The organism is Pseudoalteromonas haloplanktis ATCC 14393, assembly GCF_000238355.1.
Lineage (GTDB): Bacteria > Pseudomonadota > Gammaproteobacteria > Enterobacterales > Alteromonadaceae > Pseudoalteromonas > Pseudoalteromonas haloplanktis.
Genome location: NZ_AHCA01000003.1, coordinates 208,591 through 227,476, shown reverse-complemented (window position 1 = coordinate 227,476; position 18,886 = coordinate 208,591). Strand labels below are relative to the sequence as shown.

At 41.1% G+C, this 18,886-nt stretch carries 18 protein-coding genes; 13 read left to right on the top strand and 5 right to left on the bottom strand.

Going from position 1 to position 18,886, the window contains the following annotated elements; all coding sequences use genetic code 11:
- Window positions 1-8: 8 nt before the first annotated feature.
- From PHAL_RS0108080 to rlmM, 6 genes are all read left to right on the top strand, one after another.
- Window positions 9-1,262: a DUF819 family protein gene (locus PHAL_RS0108080; protein ID WP_016707896.1), complete on the top strand. Its 1,254-nt coding sequence runs from the start codon at window positions 9-11 to the stop codon at window positions 1,260-1,262.
- Between the two features lie 10 nt (window positions 1,263-1,272).
- A complete protein-coding gene (gene kdsA / locus PHAL_RS0108075) occupies window positions 1,273-2,127 on the top strand; it encodes a 3-deoxy-8-phosphooctulonate synthase (RefSeq protein ID WP_016707895.1) in 855 nt (284 codons plus the stop codon).
- 101 nt (window positions 2,128-2,228) lie between these two features.
- Window positions 2,229-3,125, top strand: coding sequence for a transcriptional regulator GcvA (locus PHAL_RS0108070; protein WP_016707894.1), 897 nt, complete (start codon window positions 2,229-2,231; stop codon window positions 3,123-3,125).
- A 3-nt stretch (window positions 3,126-3,128) separates the two neighbouring features.
- On the top strand, window positions 3,129-3,761 hold the full coding sequence (locus PHAL_RS0108065) for an alpha/beta family hydrolase (RefSeq protein ID WP_016707893.1): 633 nt from the start codon (window positions 3,129-3,131) through the stop codon (window positions 3,759-3,761).
- 11 nt (window positions 3,762-3,772) lie between these two features.
- Complete coding sequence (locus PHAL_RS0108060) at window positions 3,773-4,141, top strand: DUF423 domain-containing protein (protein WP_016707892.1); 369 nt, start codon at window positions 3,773-3,775, stop codon at window positions 4,139-4,141.
- Between the two features lie 38 nt (window positions 4,142-4,179).
- Complete coding sequence (gene rlmM / locus PHAL_RS0108055; protein WP_016707890.1) at window positions 4,180-5,265, top strand: 23S rRNA (cytidine(2498)-2'-O)-methyltransferase RlmM; 1,086 nt, start codon at window positions 4,180-4,182, stop codon at window positions 5,263-5,265.
- A 63-nt stretch (window positions 5,266-5,328) separates the two neighbouring features.
- On the opposite strand, the gene cysZ is transcribed toward rlmM, so the two are convergent.
- A complete protein-coding gene (gene cysZ, locus PHAL_RS0108050) occupies window positions 5,329-6,039 on the bottom strand; it encodes a sulfate transporter CysZ (protein ID WP_193372020.1) in 711 nt (236 codons plus the stop codon).
- Window positions 6,040-6,276: 237 nt separating this feature from the next.
- Between cysZ and PHAL_RS24760 the strand changes: the two genes are divergently transcribed.
- Window positions 6,277-6,579 (top strand): sulfotransferase, encoded by a 303-nt coding sequence (locus PHAL_RS24760; RefSeq protein WP_374954832.1) that lies wholly within the window; start codon window positions 6,277-6,279, stop codon window positions 6,577-6,579.
- On the top strand, window positions 6,543-6,896 hold the full coding sequence (locus tag PHAL_RS24755) for a hypothetical protein (RefSeq protein WP_374954831.1): 354 nt from the start codon (window positions 6,543-6,545) through the stop codon (window positions 6,894-6,896). Before PHAL_RS24760 ends, PHAL_RS24755 begins: the two co-directional genes overlap by 37 nt.
- Here PHAL_RS24755 and PHAL_RS0108040 read toward each other — a convergent pair.
- The gene (locus PHAL_RS0108040) at window positions 6,887-8,278 is read right to left on the bottom strand and encodes a hypothetical protein (protein ID WP_016707888.1); all 1,392 of its coding nucleotides are present in this window, start codon (window positions 8,276-8,278) and stop codon (window positions 6,887-6,889) included. The genes PHAL_RS24755 and PHAL_RS0108040 overlap by 10 nt on opposite strands.
- 246 nt (window positions 8,279-8,524) lie before the next feature.
- On the opposite strand from PHAL_RS0108040, the gene PHAL_RS0108035 reads away from it, so the two are divergent.
- The 3 genes from PHAL_RS0108035 to speB all read left to right on the top strand — a co-directional run bounded on the left by PHAL_RS0108035 (window position 8,525) and on the right by speB (window position 12,020).
- A complete protein-coding gene (locus PHAL_RS0108035; RefSeq protein WP_016707887.1) occupies window positions 8,525-8,986 on the top strand; it encodes a GNAT family N-acetyltransferase in 462 nt (153 codons plus the stop codon).
- A 195-nt stretch (window positions 8,987-9,181) separates the two neighbouring features.
- Window positions 9,182-11,095 (top strand): biosynthetic arginine decarboxylase, encoded by a 1,914-nt coding sequence (gene speA / locus PHAL_RS0108030; RefSeq protein ID WP_016707886.1) that lies wholly within the window; start codon window positions 9,182-9,184, stop codon window positions 11,093-11,095.
- A 1-nt stretch (window position 11,096) separates the two neighbouring features.
- Window positions 11,097-12,020 (top strand): agmatinase, encoded by a 924-nt coding sequence (gene speB, locus PHAL_RS0108025; RefSeq protein WP_016707884.1) that lies wholly within the window; start codon window positions 11,097-11,099, stop codon window positions 12,018-12,020.
- A gap of 62 nt (window positions 12,021-12,082) precedes the next feature.
- Here speB and PHAL_RS0108020 read toward each other — a convergent pair whose 3' ends face one another.
- From PHAL_RS0108020 to PHAL_RS0108010, 3 genes are read right to left on the bottom strand one after another with little or no spacing between them, the layout of a single operon-like run.
- Window positions 12,083-12,376, bottom strand: coding sequence for a hypothetical protein (locus tag PHAL_RS0108020; RefSeq protein ID WP_016707883.1), 294 nt, complete (start codon window positions 12,374-12,376; stop codon window positions 12,083-12,085).
- Entirely contained in the window at window positions 12,373-13,410 is a 1,038-nt protein-coding gene (locus PHAL_RS0108015) for a M48 family metallopeptidase (protein ID WP_016707882.1), read from the bottom strand. Before PHAL_RS0108015 ends, PHAL_RS0108020 begins: the two co-directional genes overlap by 4 nt.
- Window positions 13,411-14,508 carry a YjgN family protein gene (locus tag PHAL_RS0108010; protein ID WP_016707881.1) on the bottom strand — a complete coding sequence of 366 codons (1,098 nt, stop codon included), beginning with the start codon at window positions 14,506-14,508 and terminating at the stop codon, window positions 13,411-13,413.
- Between the two features lie 170 nt (window positions 14,509-14,678).
- Here PHAL_RS0108010 and PHAL_RS0108005 point away from each other — a divergent pair, with 170 nt between their 5' ends.
- Together PHAL_RS0108005 and PHAL_RS0108000 are read left to right on the top strand one after the other, a co-directional pair.
- Window positions 14,679-15,410 (top strand): RNA methyltransferase, encoded by a 732-nt coding sequence (locus tag PHAL_RS0108005; RefSeq protein ID WP_016707880.1) that lies wholly within the window; start codon window positions 14,679-14,681, stop codon window positions 15,408-15,410.
- Window positions 15,411-15,477: 67 nt separating this feature from the next.
- Window positions 15,478-18,873, top strand: coding sequence for an AAA family ATPase (locus tag PHAL_RS0108000; RefSeq protein WP_016707879.1), 3,396 nt, complete (start codon window positions 15,478-15,480; stop codon window positions 18,871-18,873).
- The last annotated feature ends 13 nt before the right edge of the window (window positions 18,874-18,886 follow it).

Sequence of the window (18,886 nt, the reverse complement as noted above, 5' to 3'; positions counted from 1 at the left end):
GAATTTACATGGCTGACGCCCATACGGCCCTGATCACCAATGACGCAGTTGTCTTTGGTTTACTCGCAGTAATATTAGGCTTTATTTTTAAAACATCGAACAGTCAAAATAGTGCACTGAAAAAGTTTTACAAATATGTCCCAGCATTGCTACTGTGCTATTTTTTACCCTCACTACTTAACACGTTTGGCATTGTTGATGGTCATTCATCCAATGTGTATTTTGTTGCATCACGTTATTTACTGCCTGCTTGTTTAATATTACTGACTATAAGTATTGATTTAAAAGCGATTATTAACCTAGGTCCAAAAGCATTAATTATGTTTTTAACCGGTACTGTGGGGATTGTTATTGGCGGCCCCCTGGCTATTTTGGTCATGAGTGCAGTGTATCCGGAAGCTGTTGGCGGCCATGGTCCAGATGCAGTATGGCGTGGGATGACGACCATTGCAGGTAGTTGGATTGGTGGTGGTGCAAACCAAGCGTCGATGAAAGAGATGTTTGAAGTAGGGGGTGATATATTCTCTGCTATGGTTACGGTTGATGTGATCGTCGCTAATTTATGGATGGCAGTATTACTACTAATGGCTGCTAATCACAAAGCTATAGATGCAAAAACTGGTGCTGATACTAGCGCAATTGAAGAGTTAAAAAACCGGGTTGAAAAATACCAAGCAGAGCATGCCCGTATGCCAACAATGAATGATTATATGATGATCATTGCTATTGCATTTGGTATTACTGGACTTGCTCATTTTTGCGCCGACTTCTTAGGGCCTTATTTTGGGGCTAATTTCCCATGGGCACAAGAGTACAGCTTAAACAGTAAATTCTTCTGGTTGATCGTAATTTCGACGACCATTGGTATTACATTGTCGTTTACTAAAGTGCGCCACATTGAAGCGTTTGGAGCATCAAAAGTCGCCTCTTGCTTTTTATATATTCTCGTTGCTTCTATTGGTTTGCATATGAATATCACTGCAATAGTCGAATCGCCAATGTATTTTGTGATAGGTTTAATTTGGATGCTCACCCATGCCAGCTTAATGTTAATTGTTGCTAAAATAATTAAAGCACCGTTATTTTATATGGCGGTTGGTTCGCAAGCGAATGTCGGCGGCGCTGCATCAGCGCCTGTAGTGGCATCAGCATTTCACCCGTCGCTTGCACCAGTTGGCGTGTTACTAGCCGTACTTGGTTATGGCGTGGGGACTTACATGGCGTATATTTGTGGATTAATGATGCAAGCAGTTGCACCTTAAGGAATGAAAAATGAATAACCATTTAATAAAAATTAATGATATTGAATTGGCAAACGAAAAGCCGTTTGTACTGTTCGGTGGCATGAATGTTTTAGAATCACGCGATCTAGCGATGCGTATTGCTGAGCATTATGTTGAAGTGACCACTAAGCTTAATATTCCTTATGTGTTTAAAGCCTCGTTTGATAAGGCAAACCGCTCATCAATCAACTCATATCGTGGACCGGGTATGGAAGAAGGTTTACGAATTTTTGAAGAAATTAAAAAAACCTTCAATGTACCTTTGATCACCGATGTGCATGAACCACATCAAGCCGCTCCCGTCGCTGAAATAGTTGATATTATTCAATTACCGGCCTTTTTAGCACGACAAACTGATTTAGTAGTAGCAATGGCGAAAACTGGTGCGATTGTTAACGTTAAAAAACCGCAGTTTTTAGCCCCACATGAAATGCGTCACATCATTACTAAATTTAATGAAGCGGGGAATAACAATGTTATTCTGTGTGAGCGTGGCTCGAGTTTTGGTTATAACAACCTAGTGGTTGATATGCTTGGCATGGATGACATGAAGCCAATGGCGCCGGTTATCTTTGATGCAACGCATGCATTACAACGCCCAGGCGGACGTGCAGATTCAGCGGATGGTCGCCGTGCACAAGCGGCAGAACTTGCCCGTAGCGGTATGGCATTAGGTATTGCCGGTTTATTTATCGAAGCGCATCCAAATCCTAATGAAGCGAAATGTGATGGCCCATGTGCATTGGCTTTAAGTAAGCTGGAAGGCTATTTAAGTCAAATGAAAGCGGTTGATGATTTAGTTAAAAGCTTTGCACCGCTTGATACAAGTGCCAGCGATTTATAATGCGTGATTCATAAATAGTTAAAAAGCGGCTTAGGTCGCTTTTTTATTGCCTTGAATATATAATTCACCCATAAGAAAAACTAATTCTAAGTTTGGTTGCTATGTCTCGTCGTGTTCCCCCATTAAACGCCTTAAAAGCATTTGAAGCTGCAGCTCGTCACTTGAGCTTTACCAAAGCGGCGGAAGAGTTATATGTCACGCAGGCGGCGGTGAGTCATCAAATTAAAACCTTAGAAGAGCACCTTGGTTTAAAGCTTTTTCTACGCAAAAATCGTTCATTACTATTGACCGAAGAAGGGCAAGGGTACTTTTTAGATATTAAAGAAATATTTACTCAGCTTATTGATGCCACAGAAAAGTTGTTAGCACGTGGCGCAAAAGGGTCATTAACAGTCAGTCTAACCCCAAGCTTTGCTATTCAATGGTTAGTACCGCGATTGAGCTTATTTAATGAATTGCACCCTGAAATTGATGTGCGAATAAAAGCCCAAGATCAAGATGAAAACTCACTGACTGATGATGTCGATGTTGCTATTTATTATGGACGTGGTCATTGGAGTGGGGTGCAAACCCATAAACTTCATACCGAATATTTAGTGCCGCTGTGCAGCCCCATGCTATTAACTGGGCCAAAACCATTAAATCAACCCAGTGATCTAGCGCATCATACTTTATTGCATGATACCACGCGAAAAAATTGGAAAACCTGGATGAAAACCGCAGGTGTACGCAACGTGCAAGTAAACCAGGGGCCCATTTTTAGCCACTCATCCATGGTGCTACAAGCCGCCGTACATGGCCAAGGTGTTGCTATTGGCAATAGCGTACTTGCTAAACCCGACATTGACGCTGGACGCTTAGTCATTCCATTTAATCATAGTTTAGAAAGTAAAAACGCTTACTATTTAGTCAGCCGCGAAACGCAATCTGAGCTAGGTAAAATCGTGTCGTTTAAAGAATGGATGTTAAGCCTAGTTGAACAAGAGCAAGAGTATTAAATAATGATTGAATGGATCAAAAGTAAGTCACCCGCGAAAGCGCAGTTTATGTTTGCCCACGGTGCGGGTGCAGGAAGTGATTCTGAATTTATGCAACAGATTGCGCAATTAATTGCAGCGCAGGGTATTGATGTTGGCTTGTTTGATTTTGAATATATGCAAATCGCCAAGCAAACTAACAAACGCAGACCACCGGATCGGGCTCCTAAATTACTGGATTATTTTGAGCGAATATTAACCATGGCACAGCCTGAACTACCGCTGTTTATTGGTGGTAAGTCGATGGGCGGGCGTATGGCATCAATGCTTGCCAGTGAAGCGCGAACCTCAACACCGGCCATTGCAGGTGTATTGGCATTTGGTTATCCATTTCATCCACCAGGTAAGCCTGACAAGTTACGTATTGATCACTTTGGTAAAATAGCGTACCCGTTTATGGTGCTCCAAGGTGAGCGAGACACATTTGGCACCCGTGAAGAGTTAACTCAGATGCAGCTTGATAAGCGTCCTGATTTTGTGTGGCTGCCAGATGGCGATCATTCATTAAAACCACGTAAACGCAGTGGTTTTACGCAAGAAGGCAATCAGCAAATCGCGGCAGATCAGGCGGTGAGTTTTATTAAGCAGTATATTTAGCAGGAACAATTATGATTAAACTATTTTTAATGGCAGGTAGCTTATTTTGTATGCTGGCTGTGGTGTTGGGTGCATTCGCAGCCCATGGTTTAAAAAGCCGAGTGTCTGAATACGCAATTGGCGTATTTAAAACTGCGGCAGAATATCAGATGGTGCATGGCCTTGCGTTAATTGCGGTTGCCATTTTAATTAAGTGGGGAATTAACTTAAGTTGGGCTGGTTGGTTTATTATCACAGGTATTGTGCTTTTTAGTGGCAGTTTATATTTATTAGCAATCACTGGACAAAAGTGGCTAGGGCCAATTACGCCGCTTGGCGGAGTCTGCTTGATCATTGGTTGGGCTATTTTATTAGTGCAAGTGGCACGCTTCAAGTTTTAATAGAGAATATCGCGCAAGTGCGCAATTAAAGGGTTTTTATGTCAAGTGTAGTGATTTACTGTCGCAGTGGTTTTGAAAATGATGCCGCTGCTGAAATAACATTTCATGCCGCAGAGCAAGGTTTTGCAGGGTATGTAAAAGCAAAGCCAAATACCGGCTATGTTATTTATGAATGCTTTGAAGCACAGCATAGCGACGAAATCATCAAAAAAGTTGATTTCAAAAATATGGTGTTTGCTCGTCAATGGTTTGCAGGCACTTTACTTGAAAATATGCCTGTTGAAGACCGGGTTGGCGAAATTGTAAAAGCAGCCGTCGATTTTCCGCTTTGCTCAGAGCTGCGTGTAGAAACACCAGACACTAACGAAGGCAAAGAGCTGTTAACCTTCTGCAAAAAAATATCAACTCCTCTTAAAAAAGCGTTAGAGAAACAAAATACCGTGCTACGCGAACCAAAAGCGAATCGCCCGGTAATGCATGTGATGTTTTTATCGAATAACACGGCGTATGTTGGTCATTCCTATAGCTATAATAATTCGCCATTTTTTATGGGAATATTACGTTTGCGGATGCCAAGTGATGGGCCAAGTCGCTCAACGTTAAAGCTCGATGAGGCATTTAATGTATTTATCCCGCCTAATGAGGTTGAAGCTCGTGTACAAGCTGGTATGCGCAGTGTTGATTTAGGTGCCTGCCCTGGCGGTTGGACCTATCAATTAGTGCGTCGTGGTATGTTTGTCAGTGCTATTGATAACGGCCCAATGAATGACGATTTAATGGAAACAGGGCAAGTTAAGCATTTTCGTGTAGATGGCTTTAAGTACCGTCCTGAAAAAAGAAATATCACTTGGTTGGTATGCGATATGGTCGAAAAACCAACTAAAGTAACTAGCCTGATGATTGACTGGGCGGTCAACGCTTATGCGAAAGAGCTAATATTTAATTTAAAGCTACCCATGAAAAAACGTTTTGACAGTGTTTATGAGTGTTTAACGATGATCAAAGAAGAGCTCGATAAATACGGTATCAGTTATGAATTACAAGCTAAGCACCTTTATCATGACAGAGAAGAGATCACCGTTCATTTGAACGTGACTAAAGTGCCACAGAGCTTATACAGCTAAAAAGTATGGCCCAGTGTAAAATGCAAAAAGCACAGCCTTGGCTGTGCTTTTTAGTAACTTCCTTTAATTGCGGTAATGAGGCCGGTAATTATCAACCCATAACCGTGTTGCACCACAAACTGCAACGGGCATTACGATCAGGTTTATGATAGGTATTGCAGTCAATAGCATGACGGCCAACCCAAATCCATACGATAAACCTTGTTTTTGCTTTAGATCTAGCTTCATTTCTCGAAAGCCGATTTTATGGTTATCAAACGCATAATCTTTATATTGCACTGCGTACATCCAGCAGGTGAACATAACCCACAGTACCTGACCAATTACAGGGAGTATCCAGAGTAAAATAAAAAAGCCGATTGCGCGCGGTAAGTAATAGCAAAGCTTAGTCCACTCGCGGCCAAGCATGCGTGGCACATCCTTAACGATATCGGCTAAACCATCATCATTTATTTTTTGACCCGTTAAATATAATTCAACTTTTTCGCTGAGTAAGCCATTAAACGGTGCAGCAATAAAGTTAGTGATCACCGTAAACACCATGCTGTAGCTAAATAAAATAACTAATACAGCAATTGGCCACATTAGCCACTCGAGCCAACTTAGCCATGTTGGCAACAGATTAGTTAAATAAGCAAAACCTTCAGTAAGCCAGCCGTATAAGAAGAATAATGAGCTACCAAACAGCACTATATTGATCAATAAAGGAATGAACACAAAGCGCTTTAGGCCTTTTTGAGTGATCAATTTAAAGCCCGAAAAAAAATACTCCATACCTTGCGTAAACTGCACGTGAAAACCTCAGATCATAACAACATTGCCCACAGTATAAATTGCTCAGCTTTTTTGAACAGTATTTTTGCGTAACAAAGTGTTTAAGATTACGCTTCAATACAATTGCACCTATTACACAAGACAAACCATATTGTTCCTTAAAGTGATCATGAATACCAAAATTTTTGAGCTGGTTGGGTGTATACTAACGGCTACTTTATAAATGAGTCACTTTTAATGTCTAAGGTATTTATTATCGGGCTGCCCAGAACAGGCACAACAAGTATTAGTGTTGCGCTATTAGAAATGGGGTTGTTAGTTGCTCATACTGCGTTTACAAAAAAAGCGTTTGAAAAGGCTGATGCAGTATCTGATGCGCCCTGTTTTAGTGATTATATGCACTTAGACACATTATTCCCCAACTCAAGGTTCGTTTATTTAAGCCGAGGTTTAGAGCAATGGCTGCCATCAATAGCTATGTTGCTTGAAAAATGGCACCGCATTTGTGCCTTAAAACAGGCCATTTTAGCCCAGTCTTAAAACGCAGCTTTCACCAAACATTTCCTAATATTCACCCACTGACTGAGTGTCAGTTAGCAGCTTGTTATACACAACATCAACATGCCGTATTAGAATATTTTAAAGGTCGTGATAATTTTCTCTCCCTTGATGTGAGCGAGCCGGGTAGTTTGTTAAAACTAAAACAGTTCTTGGGTATGCCGACAGATGGCGATACTAATTTTGCGAAATTAAATGTTGGCCGAAATGTCGCCAACTGGCGTGAATATAAACACCCCAATAAAGTGAATGCCAACTTGGCAGGCGCAGAGCACCGTAAGTTTTTTGATTACGGTTGATTTTCAGCTGATTGTGGCTCTTCACTATCTACTGAACTGCGAACGTTGCCACTGCTGTAAAAGGTAAGTTGGCCGATCAAGTCAGGCACGAGTCGCTCGCTATTATAATCATAAATTTTATTCATTTGAGCTATGTGAAATACGTTTTCGATACGGGCAATATTTTTTAGTGCCCAGGCTTCAACTGAATCAGAGTGGATAAACTGTTCAGGCATTTTCTCTTTATCATCAAGTAGTGTTTGCCATAATTCGTTTTGAATTTGTGCAGGCGTGCCAGTGAACTGCTCTAGAGTATCATTTATCCAGCCCATGCCAATGTCGTTATAGGCGCTTAGGATATTGTTATAAAGCTCACGTCTATTAGAGTCTGAGCTTATATTGTCTTGTTGGGCGACAAACTTACCGTTGTCCATTTGGTAATATTGTTTATTCGCTTGATAATTAGTTTGTTGTGCAAGATAGTCTAATAAGTTTGGCTCACTGGCTTTATCAACGTCATTGAGCATGGCTAATACATCATCGTTTTGATGGGTTTTCAACAGACTCATCATGTCGATCACACTGCTGCTTTGCTCAAGTGTACTGTCAGACAGGTGGTCGTTTAATTGGATAAGCTGGCTTTCGCTCAGAGTTTTTTCAATTAATAAATCGGCATAGTTATTTGCTAACTCATACTTTGCTGTGTTGGCGCTATAGTTTGATTTAAACCAATTAATGTTTTCAGGCATGCTGATCATTTCTAATGTTTCATTACCATGTTTATTCTCACCGATTGGTGACATTGGCTTTTCATAATCATTCCCTTGCTGTAATAGTTCACCCATCGTTGAGATTGTACTACTTAGGGCATCATCTGAGAGTTTGCTTAAAGAAGAAATTAATTGCTCGCTAATATTGTTGTTTTCTAGACCAAATAAATGACTTGAGGTTTTGACAGCAAATTGGGTAAATGCAGTAAGTTCTTCATCACTCATCTTTTGTACGAGTTCAAGTAATTCAGCGGTTGGCCTTAGGTGTTGAAACATATTTTTCAACTCCCCATCTAGACGATCCACCTGATCTAAAAAAGCATTAATGTCATCGTGATCTGTAAAATCACCATAGCGGTAGCTCGGCTGTGTGATTGCTTCTCCCATGTTAATGGTATTACTAGAAACGATACTGTGATGTTTCATACCCAAATAGGAAGAGGGCGTATAGTCTAAGTTAAACCTACGGCCTTTAAAGGGGTCATGCAAGGGCGTACTTGCTGCGCTTTCCAGTTTTGATAAGTTACCTTGTGGTTCGATAAGAGTCGTTGCAGTTTTAAATTCAGCGGCCCGATTAGCAGACATTTTCTGTAACGCTATCTGCTGTATTTGGTTAAAATTAGTTAGTTTCATTGTTATTCCTTTAACGATACCTTATATAACTTATCGGCGCTGCACGATAGAACTTGATGTTACAGCTTGTTATTTTATAAAACTTTAATATATACAGTAACTAACAGAGTATTAAAATACAGTCACAAGACAAAAGTAGTAACAAATAAAGGTATAAATAAACGATAAATCTGAGATTCTGGGTTGTTCATTTGTCGCAATTAGGTATAGTTTGCTATCAAATTATAATTATAAATTAGAGCTTTTATGCAGTTAGTCGACTTAACCCCTAATGATCAGGATGTGATTAATGTTTTCTCGGATATCGATAGACTTATAAACTCTCTGTATCCGGTTGCTACGGCCCAATCGTTATCAGTTGAAGAACTTGGCCAGCCAAATGTCTATGCGATTGGCTTAAAGAATGAAGATGGTATTGTCGCGTGTGGCGCAATTGTTAAACAGTTCGATACCGTCCCCTATGGTGAAATACGCCGCTTGTATGTGAAGCCAAGTTATCGTGGCAAAGGCTTGTCTCGGCGCATTATGCAAATTTTACTGCATCATGCAGGTGAGGAGCAAATTCCTTTGATCCGGCTGGAAACTGGACCAAAACAAAAGAAATCAATTAGCCTTTATGAAAACTTAGGCTTTCAACATTGCGGCCCGTTTGGTAGCTACACTGAAAATCCGCAAAGCTTATTTATGGAACTAGGCTTGAATCAATAACTTTTCTTTTTAGATATAAATAATGTGGGGATTAACATAGGCTGATCCCCAAATTATGCTTCATACACCTTGCCATTCTATCGACACTAAAACTCACTCGTTACGAGCAAAAATACTTGTTGGACTTGATAAGCTATTTTTCTTTTAATGCGCGCAACAGCCGCAAGGCATTCATTAAATAAAAGAGAAAGATAAATGAAAGAGACAACATCACTAGAACAAGCTCGCACGAGTTACAATGTTCGTCATTGGAGCCAAGGTTTTTTTGGTATTAATGATCAAGGTGATGTGTATGTTGCGCCAAAGGCTGATGCCCCAGAGCAAACCATTGCACTTATTGATATCGCTAAACAACTAGAAGACAAAGGCTTAAGTTTACCAGCCTTGGTTCGTTTTCCACAAATTTTGCATCATCGCGTACACAGTTTATGTGCGGCATTTAATACCGCAATTGAAAGCTATGGTTACCCTAAAGATTATTTGCTTGTTTATCCGATAAAAGTAAACCAACAACGTGAAGTGGTTGAAGAAATTGTTGCCAGCCAAGCCAATATTGAAAAGAAACAACTAGGGTTAGAAGCAGGTAGTAAGCCGGAGTTATTAACGGTATTAGCCTTAGCTGAAAAAACCAGTGCAGTGATTGTGTGTAACGGCTACAAAGATCAAGAGTATGTGCGTTTAGCGCTAATTGGTGAAAAGTTAGGCCATAAAGTGTATATCGTGCTTGAGAAATTGTCTGAGCTGGATATGGTACTTAGCCAAGCTAAAGAGCTTAACGTCAAACCACGCATTGGTATACGCGTACGTTTAGCATCACAAGGTAAAGGTAAGTGGCAAGCCAGTGGCGGTGAGAAATCAAAATTTGGTTTATCGGCTTCACAAGTATTACATGTTGTGAACCGCTTAAAAGAAACTGATCAGCTTGATTTAGTACAGTTAGTGCATTTTCATTTAGGTTCGCAAATGGCCAACATTCGCGATGTACGTTTGGGGGTTAGTGAAGCTGCGCGTTTTTATTGTGAACTACGTAAACTTGGTGCTCATATTGAGTGTTTAGATGTAGGCGGCGGTTTAGCGGTTGATTATGACGGTACTCGTAGCCAATCTCACAACTCGATGAACTACAGTTTGGCAGAGTATGCGAATAATATAGTGTACACCATAGGTGATATCTGTAAGCAATACGAGCAGCCGTTCCCGACTATTATTTCAGAGTCAGGGCGTGCATTAACTGCGCATCATGCTGTGCTTATTTCGAACGTTATCGGCACTGAAAGCTATGTGCCAGAAGAAATTCAGGCTCCTGCTGAAGACGCACCGCTACTGTTAAAAAATATGTGGACCTCATGGCAGCAACTGCATGTGTTGACGGACGACCGTGCATTAATTGAGATATACCATGATAGCCAAGGTGATTTAGCTGAAGCGCATAACCAGTTTGCGATGGGCTTATTAGATTTAACCCAACGTGCATGGGCAGAACAAATTAACCTACGTGTCTGTTATGAACTTAATAAACACATGGATAATAAAAACCGTTTTCATCGTCCGATTATTGATGAACTTAATGCGCGGTTAGCGGACAAGTTTTTTGTTAACTTCTCATTGTTTCAGTCACTGCCTGATGCGTGGGGAATTGATCAAGTGTTTCCAGTATTACCATTAAGTGGTCTGACTGAAGCACCACAACGTCGTGCGGTATTATTAGATATTACGTGTGACTCAGACGGTGCACTTGATCATTACGTTGATGGTCAAGGCATTGAGAGCACTTTACCAGTGCCTGCATTTAGTGCAGAAAAACCGTATTTAATGGGCTTTTTCTTAGTGGGTGCTTATCAAGAGATTTTAGGTGATATGCATAACCTATTCGGTGATACACATAGTGCGATGATCACTATGGATGACCAAGGAGAAGCAAGTATCGTAGAAATTAATCAAGGTGACACAGTGGCAGATATGATGCGCTATGTGCACTTAGATGTTGAAGGTTTTCAATCTTCATATGCACAGCTGGTGGCTGCAAAACTACCACAAGCTGAGCAACAAAGCGTGCTTGATGAATTACAAGCGGGTTTAGACGGTTATACTTATTTAGAAGAGCTTTAATATGGGCACCTTGTTTGATCATCCAGATCACTCATTGTATTCCAATGGCATGACGTTCTTACGTCAGCCAATGGTACAAAATATCACTGATATCAATGCGGATGTTGTTGTCTTGGGTTTGCCATTTGATATGGCAACCTCGGGGCGGCCAGGTGCGCGGTTAGGCCCTGATGCGATTCGTAGAGCGTCAGTGCATTTAGCATGGGAAGAAACAAAATACCCGTGGACGTTCAAATTATTTGAACGTTTAAAAGTAGCGGATGCCGGGGATTTTACTTACCCAGTTGGTGATGCTGAGTACTTTACCGCTAAGCTTGAACAAGCGGCCACAGGTATTTTAAGCCAAGGCAAAACAATTTTAGGGTTAGGGGGCGATCATTTTGTAACCTTACCTTTATTGCGCGCGCACGCTAAACGTTTTGGTAAAATGGCGTTGGTGCACTTTGATGCCCACACAGATACCTACAGTAATGGCTCTCGCTATGACCACGGTACCATGTTTTATCATGCGCCAAAGGAAGGGTTGATTGATGTTGAACACAGCATTCAAATAGGTATTCGTACTGATTTTGACCAAAGCAAACATGAGTTTGCAGTGATTGATGCGATGACCGCTAATGATTTATCGGCGCAAACGATTGCTGAGCAGATTAAAGCGAGAGTGGGTGATTTACCTGTGTACATCACCTTTGATATAGATTGCTTAGATCCGGCATTCGCGCCAGGTACTGGCACGCCAGTCTGTGGCGGCTTAACCAGTGACAAAGTACTTAAAGTATTACGTGCTCTGAAAGGCATTAATATGATTGGTATGGACGTGGTTGAAGTGTCCCCCTCGTATGATCAAAGTGAATTAACTGCCATTGCCGCAGCCACTATTGCCAGTGAACTTTTGCATTTATGGGCACTAAAGCACAAATATTAATATGTTTTAATGCAGATTAAAAAGCGCCAATTTGGCGCTTTTTTTGTATGCTAATAAAGGTGTTATGAAAACTTCATATTATGCTTTTTGGCATAAAGTAAACAGACTGGTACTTCAATGACCAGATAAGTTAAAAAGGTGAACCAAAACCAATTCATTTCAAACCATAGCCAATTAAATGCTATGTGCGAATTGTAATAAAGGCTGCCTGCGATGGTTAAAGTGATCGCTGTGGCAAATAAATCCTGTATCGATACTTTTTTAAAATCATTCCCCGCAAAGCGTGGGTAAATAAAACCATATCCTAGCACAATCATGATAGCGGCTAAAATAATTAGCGTTAACTCAGGTGTCATTTTGGCTTATATTGCCTCGCATAATCAATTCGCTCTTGTGAGCTTGGGTGTGTTGATAAGTATTCTAACCAGCTATCATCAAGTTTAGCCTTTTCATCTAAGCGTGTTTGCAGGGCTTCAATTGCATCAGCAAAATCATGACTAGAGTAACCTAATGTAATTAATTTTTCGATGGCGTATTGATCGGCTTCGCGTTCCATATCCCGTGAAAATGCTTGCTGTAAAAAAGATGAGCCAGAACCCAAAACCACCTCTGTAATACCTTCTAAGTCACCAAAAATAACCGCGAGTACAATACTACTAGCTGCCGCTTGGGCGGTCAGGCGAATACCATGCTGGTACTCAACATGACCAATTTCATGTAATAAAATTGCGCGTAGTGCGTCCGGCTTATCATTTAAGAGCTTAACAAGCTCATCGGTAACAACAACGCGGCCATGTGGCAGTGCAAACGCATTAGCCGACAAGTAGTCTGATTTATAAAATGAGAGTCTAAATTTAGCGGCATCTAAATTCAGCTGCTTGAGCATCGTTTGCCATTGTAACTGTAATGCTGATTGCTGGTCTTCAGTGAGCATTGTTGGCTCTAAAGCAACTTTCTCAATCACAGTGAGAGCTTGCTCTCCCATATTTTCAACGGTACTAGGTGAGGCCAAGCTTACGCTATATACCGCGATGGCTGGGATGCCTCGGTATAAAATAAACCATAATAGCAGTGGCGTTAAGATAATTGACAGTAAAATAAGCGCTTTATTTTTTTCTAAGCGTTCAGTAAGTCCCTGTTTATCTGGAGCAAACGGCCAGCGAAAATGTATATCCTGGGGCACAAAGCGGCCCCCTTCAGAAAAGCTGATTGCGGATGCAATACCCGGCAAAGGGCTTTCTGACTGGCAATCTGCAAGTGGTGAAGACAGTATAACTTGTTGCTGAGAGTCAATAAGTTGCAAGTATTCGCCAGTGATACTAGCGCTGCATTGTTGATGCTGGCTGCTATTAGGGTAGTAATAGCAGCCAGTGATAGGAAAATCACTCATTTAAGTAAGCGAAATATCAATATCAAACACATTTGCCGCTTCTTCAGCAAATGATGATTGCTCTTGTTGTGCCGTATCAATAATTGAAAGGGCACCGCTGTAGATGGTCACCTCTGTCGCTTTTGCGAGTAGCCGTGCTTTACGTATTTTTGCCCATGGATAAGCCATACCTAAACTAAAGATAATTGCTAATGTATTAGTAAACAGAAGCATTGCGTAGTCAGCAGCTTTTAAATCTGATTTAAAGCTGGTCACATCGCTAAACTCGCTACTGTTAAAAATATGATTACGAATAATTGATTGATAAACTGCACTGATCAAGGTCAGAAACGCAATATATAAAGCCATGATCAGTAATGGAAAAAATATTGTCGAGATACTTAAGCTCTTTGCATCAACATTACCTACACTCATCGCAACACCGCTAAGCCCTGCAAAAATACCAAAGATCACTAGGCCTGCGATGGCGACTCCGATTGTAATAAGTGTAGCCATATAATAGGTTTCACCTTTGAGATTCACATTGATAGCTTTATTACCGTAGCTGATATTTTCATGTAAATATTGATCCATACGTTTTAGCGCGTAAGGCAGTAATAAATACAATGTGAATACACTGGCGATAGGCAATAGTACAAAGTTAACGAATGCGTCGCCGTAGTTGCCAGAAAATGCAAAACGTACGTTACGATGGCGGGTCATACGCATATTAAAACGTAGGCCTTGGTTGATTATCCAAGGCATAGCCAATAAAAAACCGAGTGCGAATAAAAGTCCAATTAATGGTAATAACTGTACAACAAGGCTATAAATTACAAATACTACCACCGCTAAAATACGACCTTTGAGAATTTGTATTGGGGTGGCTAAGTAGTCAAAACTATGGCCATCGATTTGGGTGTTACCGTAAAAATAACGATAGGTGCGTACTTTAGCCCATGCCGAATAAATACCGAGGGTTAAAATGCTCAGCAGAATATTAACTGTCCAAATACCAAAAAATTCACCAGCTTGACCACTAAATTGGACTCGGCCTTGAAAAATAGTTGAGCTTGTTGTAGTTGAGGGTGATTCAGTTGAATGTGTGGTGGGTTCCATTTTATTTCCAGTTCCTTTTTATTTTAGTCATAAAAGGTACTCAAAAAACGCTTTTTAATCAATCACAATCTACTGTAACGACTGATAAAACGTTATAAATTGTTTATTTTTCAATTTTAGAACTTTCGGTTATATCTGTTATACTCACGACGTCATTTTATGAGGCTGTTATGATTTCAAAAAACCAACTCAAGCTAATTCGCGCATTAGGTCAAAAAAAGTACAGAAAGCAATATAATCAATACCTTGTACAAGGTGAGAAAAACGTACTTGAGTTATTGGCAAGTGGCTTGGCGATTGTTGATGTATTTGCTACAGCGGCTTTTATTGCGCAGTTTCAAAGTGAATTTACTCATGTAACTATGGTTGAAGCGGATGAAAACAGCCTAACCAAAGCCAGCACTTTGGTGTCAAACAATGCGGCTATAGCGATTGTTGCTATGCCTAAAGTTAGCTTGCCAGCATCAGAAGGCTTGATATTAGCACTTGATGGTGTGTCAGATCCGGGGAATCTCGGGACAATTATTCGCGTGGCTGACTGGTATGGCATAAAGCACATTGTTACAAGTTTAGACAGCGCCGACCCATACAATCCAAAAACCATTAGTGCCACAATGGGATCGTTTGTTCGAGTTGCTGTTAGCCAAGTTGATCTGCCTACTTATTTAAATGGGCTTAATTTACCTATTTATGGTGCTTTTTTAGAAGGTGAAAATCTGCACCAAGCAACACTCACGCAAACTGGAGTATTACTAATGGGCAGCGAATCTCATGGTATTCGCGCTGAATGCGCCGCACTTGTTACTAATAAGATTACTATTCCAGCATTTGGCGCGGCTGAATCACTCAATGTTGCCATGGCAACAGGGATTATTTTAGATAATTTTAAACGCCAAGCTTAACCTTTTGACCTAAAGTGGGTTAAATTAACCTCAAGCAGATAACAATAATAATCGGTAAACCAATTAGATGCGTCTGAGCAGCATAAAATTAGCGGGCTTTAAATCCTTTGTAGAGCCCACTAAAATTCCATTTCCTGATCAAATGACCTGTGTTGTAGGCCCAAACGGCTGCGGCAAGTCTAATGTGATTGATGCGGTGCGCTGGGTGCTAGGTGAAAGCTCTGCGAAAAACTTGCGCGGTGATGCTATGACCGATGTTATTTTTAATGGCTCAACTAATCGCAAACCGATATCGCAAGCATCTGTCGAACTTATTTTTGATAATACGCAAGGGCATTTACCCAATACCTTTGCGGATCGTAATCAGGTGGCTATCAAGCGCTTAGTGACGCGCGATGGACAATCATTATATTTTCTTAACGGCAGTAAGTGCCGTAAGCGTGATATTACGGATATATTTTTAGGCACCGGCCTTGGCCCGCGTAGCTATGCGATTATCGAGCAGGGCATGATCTCACGCTTGATTGAAAGCAAACCAGCTGATTTACGCGTATTTTTGGAAGAAGCCGCGGGGGTTTCAAAATACAAAGAGCGTCGCCGTGAAACGCAAACTCGAATTAAAAGCACTCGCGAAAACCTTGAGCGTTTACTTGATGTACGTAAAGAATTACAAGCCCAAGTTGATAAGTTGGCGGTACAGTCAGTAGAGGCAAAAAAATACCGAGAGCTAAAAGCGCAAGAGCGAACTCTTAAAGGTCAGTTAGCTGTATTAAAATGGCAGAAACTGCATCAACAGCAAGTTGCAAAAACCGATCAAATGACCCAGTTAAATGAGCAAATTAGCTTTTTTAAGCTCGCCCATTCAGGTCATGATGATGTACTGGCAAGTCTTGAAAACCAAGTTCAACATCAGCTGGAAAAGCTCAATGATGCGCAGCAAACCCAACATAAAACGCACACTGAACTTACTCGCGCTGAGCAACAACAAATTAGTTTAAAACAGCAACAACAAGCGTTTAATCACAATTTGCTTAAACAACAGCAATTACAACTGCAAAATCAGCAACTACAACAGCAGCAAAAAGATTACGCTAATGAGCAACAAAATACCTTACAAGAGGCAATTGAACATACCATAATTTGTACAGAGCAGGTTGCTGAAATGACAGAAACTGTAACTCAGTTACAGGTAGAAAAAGAGCATGCAATCGCTGATTGGCAAGCTATTAACGAACAGTTTCAAACGATAAACGCGCACTATAGCCAGCAACAGAATATTGCTGAACACTACACGCAAAATCAGCATTATATTGAAGATCAGCAAACCGCGTTGGCTAGCGAGTTAGCAGAGCTTGCCGATAATCCAATTGCTGAGCAAGTATCACAACAACAGCAACTAATGCAGTCGTTAACTCAGGAGCTTGCAGCAAAACAAACCGCGCTAAATAAAGTACATAACAGCGCGCAGGATGCTCAAGCGACCTTGCGTAGCTATAAAAATTCTCAGCAAACACTTACTCAGCAACTCAACGAAACGAAAGCTAAAATAGCGGGCTTGAATTCAATGCTTGGGGATACGAAAGCGCACGCCGAAGGTAATTTATTAGCGCAGTTAGTTGTGCGCAGTGGCTATGAACATTTAGTTGAACAGGCACTGCAAGGGCTTGAACAGTTAAATGTAACCGCTGCGGCCACTGCTAATGGAATATGGCCCACTGTTGATGTCGCACCTCAAGGTTCACTGGCCACATTTATAGAGCAAGGAATTTACCCTGATTTATTACATAGAATTGCTTATAGAGAGCGCTTCAGTGGTGATGATTTAGCCGATCAATACTGGCTGGCTGTGATAGATAGTGATGGTAATATTCATGGCCGAAACTGGCAGCAGCAAGCGGATAAAACTGCTGATAACTCATTGCTTGTAAAGCATAAGCAGTTACTTGAGGCGACGCAGTTAACTGCGCAGATCAATAGCGAGCTTACGATACAAAACACCTCAGTAACAGCGCAGCAGCAAGTATGTGAAGAGCTCAATACACAAAGTGAAACATTAAAAGCTGCGGTTCATCAGCTTGCTCAACAAGTGGCTTCTGGCAGTACTCGTCGCGATATGTTGAAAGAGCAGTTACAGCAATTTCAACATCAACAGCACAAGTTACAAAACAAACTTACACAGTTAAATGTTGAATACGCTAACCTTGAAGATAAGCTAACAGCTCAACAGCAGCATATCGAACAGCTGGCAAAGCAACGCGACGAAATCACGGCTAATCGCGATGCTGCACAATTGCGGCAACAACAAAGTGATGAGCAATTTCGACAAGCCAATACACAGTTAGAGCGTTATAAAACACAGGCTCATCAAGCGACACTGAGTGAACAAAAGGCGCGTAGTGAATGCCAACTTAGTGACACTAAGCTACAACATGCTATTACTGCGTGTGAATCGGCTCATGAGGCTGTGCTGGAATTAACAGCACAAATAGAAGAGCTTGTTATGCCGTTAGAAGAAGTGGCAGAGCAAATCATAGTATTGTTAGAGCAAAACCAACAAAGTGACATTGAGCTCAAAAATTTGCAAACTGCATTGAGTGAGGCTAAAACAGCACTTGCTGATAAGCAATCAACGCTAAAAGCATCACAGGCGGAAATGGTGTTATTGCAAGAGCAATTACAACAACATGCCCTTGAGGAGCAAAGCTTATTAGTGAAAGCACAAGCAGCGCTTGAGCCGCTTGATGAATTACAGCAAAACTTGAAAGAGATATTGGCGCGCCTTCCTGACAATGCCAACATAAGTACACATCAAGGTCAGCTTAATAAAGTGACGCAGAATTTAGCTGAGTTGGGGGCTGTAAATTTAGCGGCAATTGATGAGTTTGAACAAGCGCAGCGGCGAAGTCAGTATTTAGATGCCCAAGTTGAAGATTTAACTCAAGCCTTGACGACTCTTGAGGGGGTAATTGGCAAGATTGACCGTGAAACTAAAACGCGTTTTAAAGCAACGTTTGATCAAGTTAACCGCGACTTTGCTCAGTTGTTCCCAAAAGTATTTGGTGGCGGCAGTGCATACCTAGAATTAACCAGTGATGACTTATTAGAAAGTGGTGTTAGTATAATGGCACGCCCACCGGGCAAGAAAAATTCAACAATTCACCTTTTAAGTGGTGGAGAAAAAGCGCTGACCGCATTATCATTAGTGTTTTCAATATTCAGGCTCAATCCAGCTCCGTTCTGTATGCTGGATGAAGTAGATGCGCCATTGGATGATGCGAATGTTGGACGGTTTTGCCGATTAGTTGAGGAAATGTCACAATCGGTGCAATTTATTTATATCAGTCATAATAAAATTGCCATGGAAATGGCTGGTAGATTGACGGGTGTAACAATGGCTGAGCCAGGCGTTTCGCGTATGGTTGCTGTAGATATAGAACAAGCGGTGCAAATGGCACACGCATAATTATTAATATTTG

Bases quoted from the DNA above. Each gene is read 5' to 3' on its own strand.
- PHAL_RS0108080 (WP_016707896.1), top strand. From the start codon at position 9: ATGGCTGACGCCCATACGGCCCTGATCACCAATGACGCAGTTGTCTTT.
- kdsA (WP_016707895.1), top strand. From the start codon at position 1,273: ATGAATAACCATTTAATAAAAATTAATGATATTGAATTGGCAAACGAA.
- PHAL_RS0108070 (WP_016707894.1), top strand. From the start codon at position 2,229: ATGTCTCGTCGTGTTCCCCCATTAAACGCCTTAAAAGCATTTGAAGCT.
- PHAL_RS0108065 (WP_016707893.1), top strand. From the start codon at position 3,129: ATGATTGAATGGATCAAAAGTAAGTCACCCGCGAAAGCGCAGTTTATG.
- PHAL_RS0108060 (WP_016707892.1), top strand. From the start codon at position 3,773: ATGATTAAACTATTTTTAATGGCAGGTAGCTTATTTTGTATGCTGGCT.
- rlmM (WP_016707890.1), top strand. From the start codon at position 4,180: ATGTCAAGTGTAGTGATTTACTGTCGCAGTGGTTTTGAAAATGATGCC.
- cysZ (WP_193372020.1), bottom strand. From the start codon at position 6,039: ATGGAGTATTTTTTTTCGGGCTTTAAATTGATCACTCAAAAAGGCCTA.
- PHAL_RS24760 (WP_374954832.1), top strand. From the start codon at position 6,277: ATGTCTAAGGTATTTATTATCGGGCTGCCCAGAACAGGCACAACAAGT.
- PHAL_RS0108040 (WP_016707888.1), bottom strand. From the start codon at position 8,278: ATGAAACTAACTAATTTTAACCAAATACAGCAGATAGCGTTACAGAAA.
- PHAL_RS0108035 (WP_016707887.1), top strand. From the start codon at position 8,525: ATGCAGTTAGTCGACTTAACCCCTAATGATCAGGATGTGATTAATGTT.
- speA (WP_016707886.1), top strand. From the start codon at position 9,182: ATGAAAGAGACAACATCACTAGAACAAGCTCGCACGAGTTACAATGTT.
- speB (WP_016707884.1), top strand. From the start codon at position 11,097: ATGGGCACCTTGTTTGATCATCCAGATCACTCATTGTATTCCAATGGC.
- PHAL_RS0108020 (WP_016707883.1), bottom strand. From the start codon at position 12,376: ATGACACCTGAGTTAACGCTAATTATTTTAGCCGCTATCATGATTGTG.
- PHAL_RS0108015 (WP_016707882.1), bottom strand. From the start codon at position 13,410: ATGAGTGATTTTCCTATCACTGGCTGCTATTACTACCCTAATAGCAGC.
- PHAL_RS0108010 (WP_016707881.1), bottom strand. From the start codon at position 14,508: ATGGAACCCACCACACATTCAACTGAATCACCCTCAACTACAACAAGC.
- PHAL_RS0108005 (WP_016707880.1), top strand. From the start codon at position 14,679: ATGATTTCAAAAAACCAACTCAAGCTAATTCGCGCATTAGGTCAAAAA.
- PHAL_RS0108000 (WP_016707879.1), top strand. From the start codon at position 15,478: ATGCGTCTGAGCAGCATAAAATTAGCGGGCTTTAAATCCTTTGTAGAG.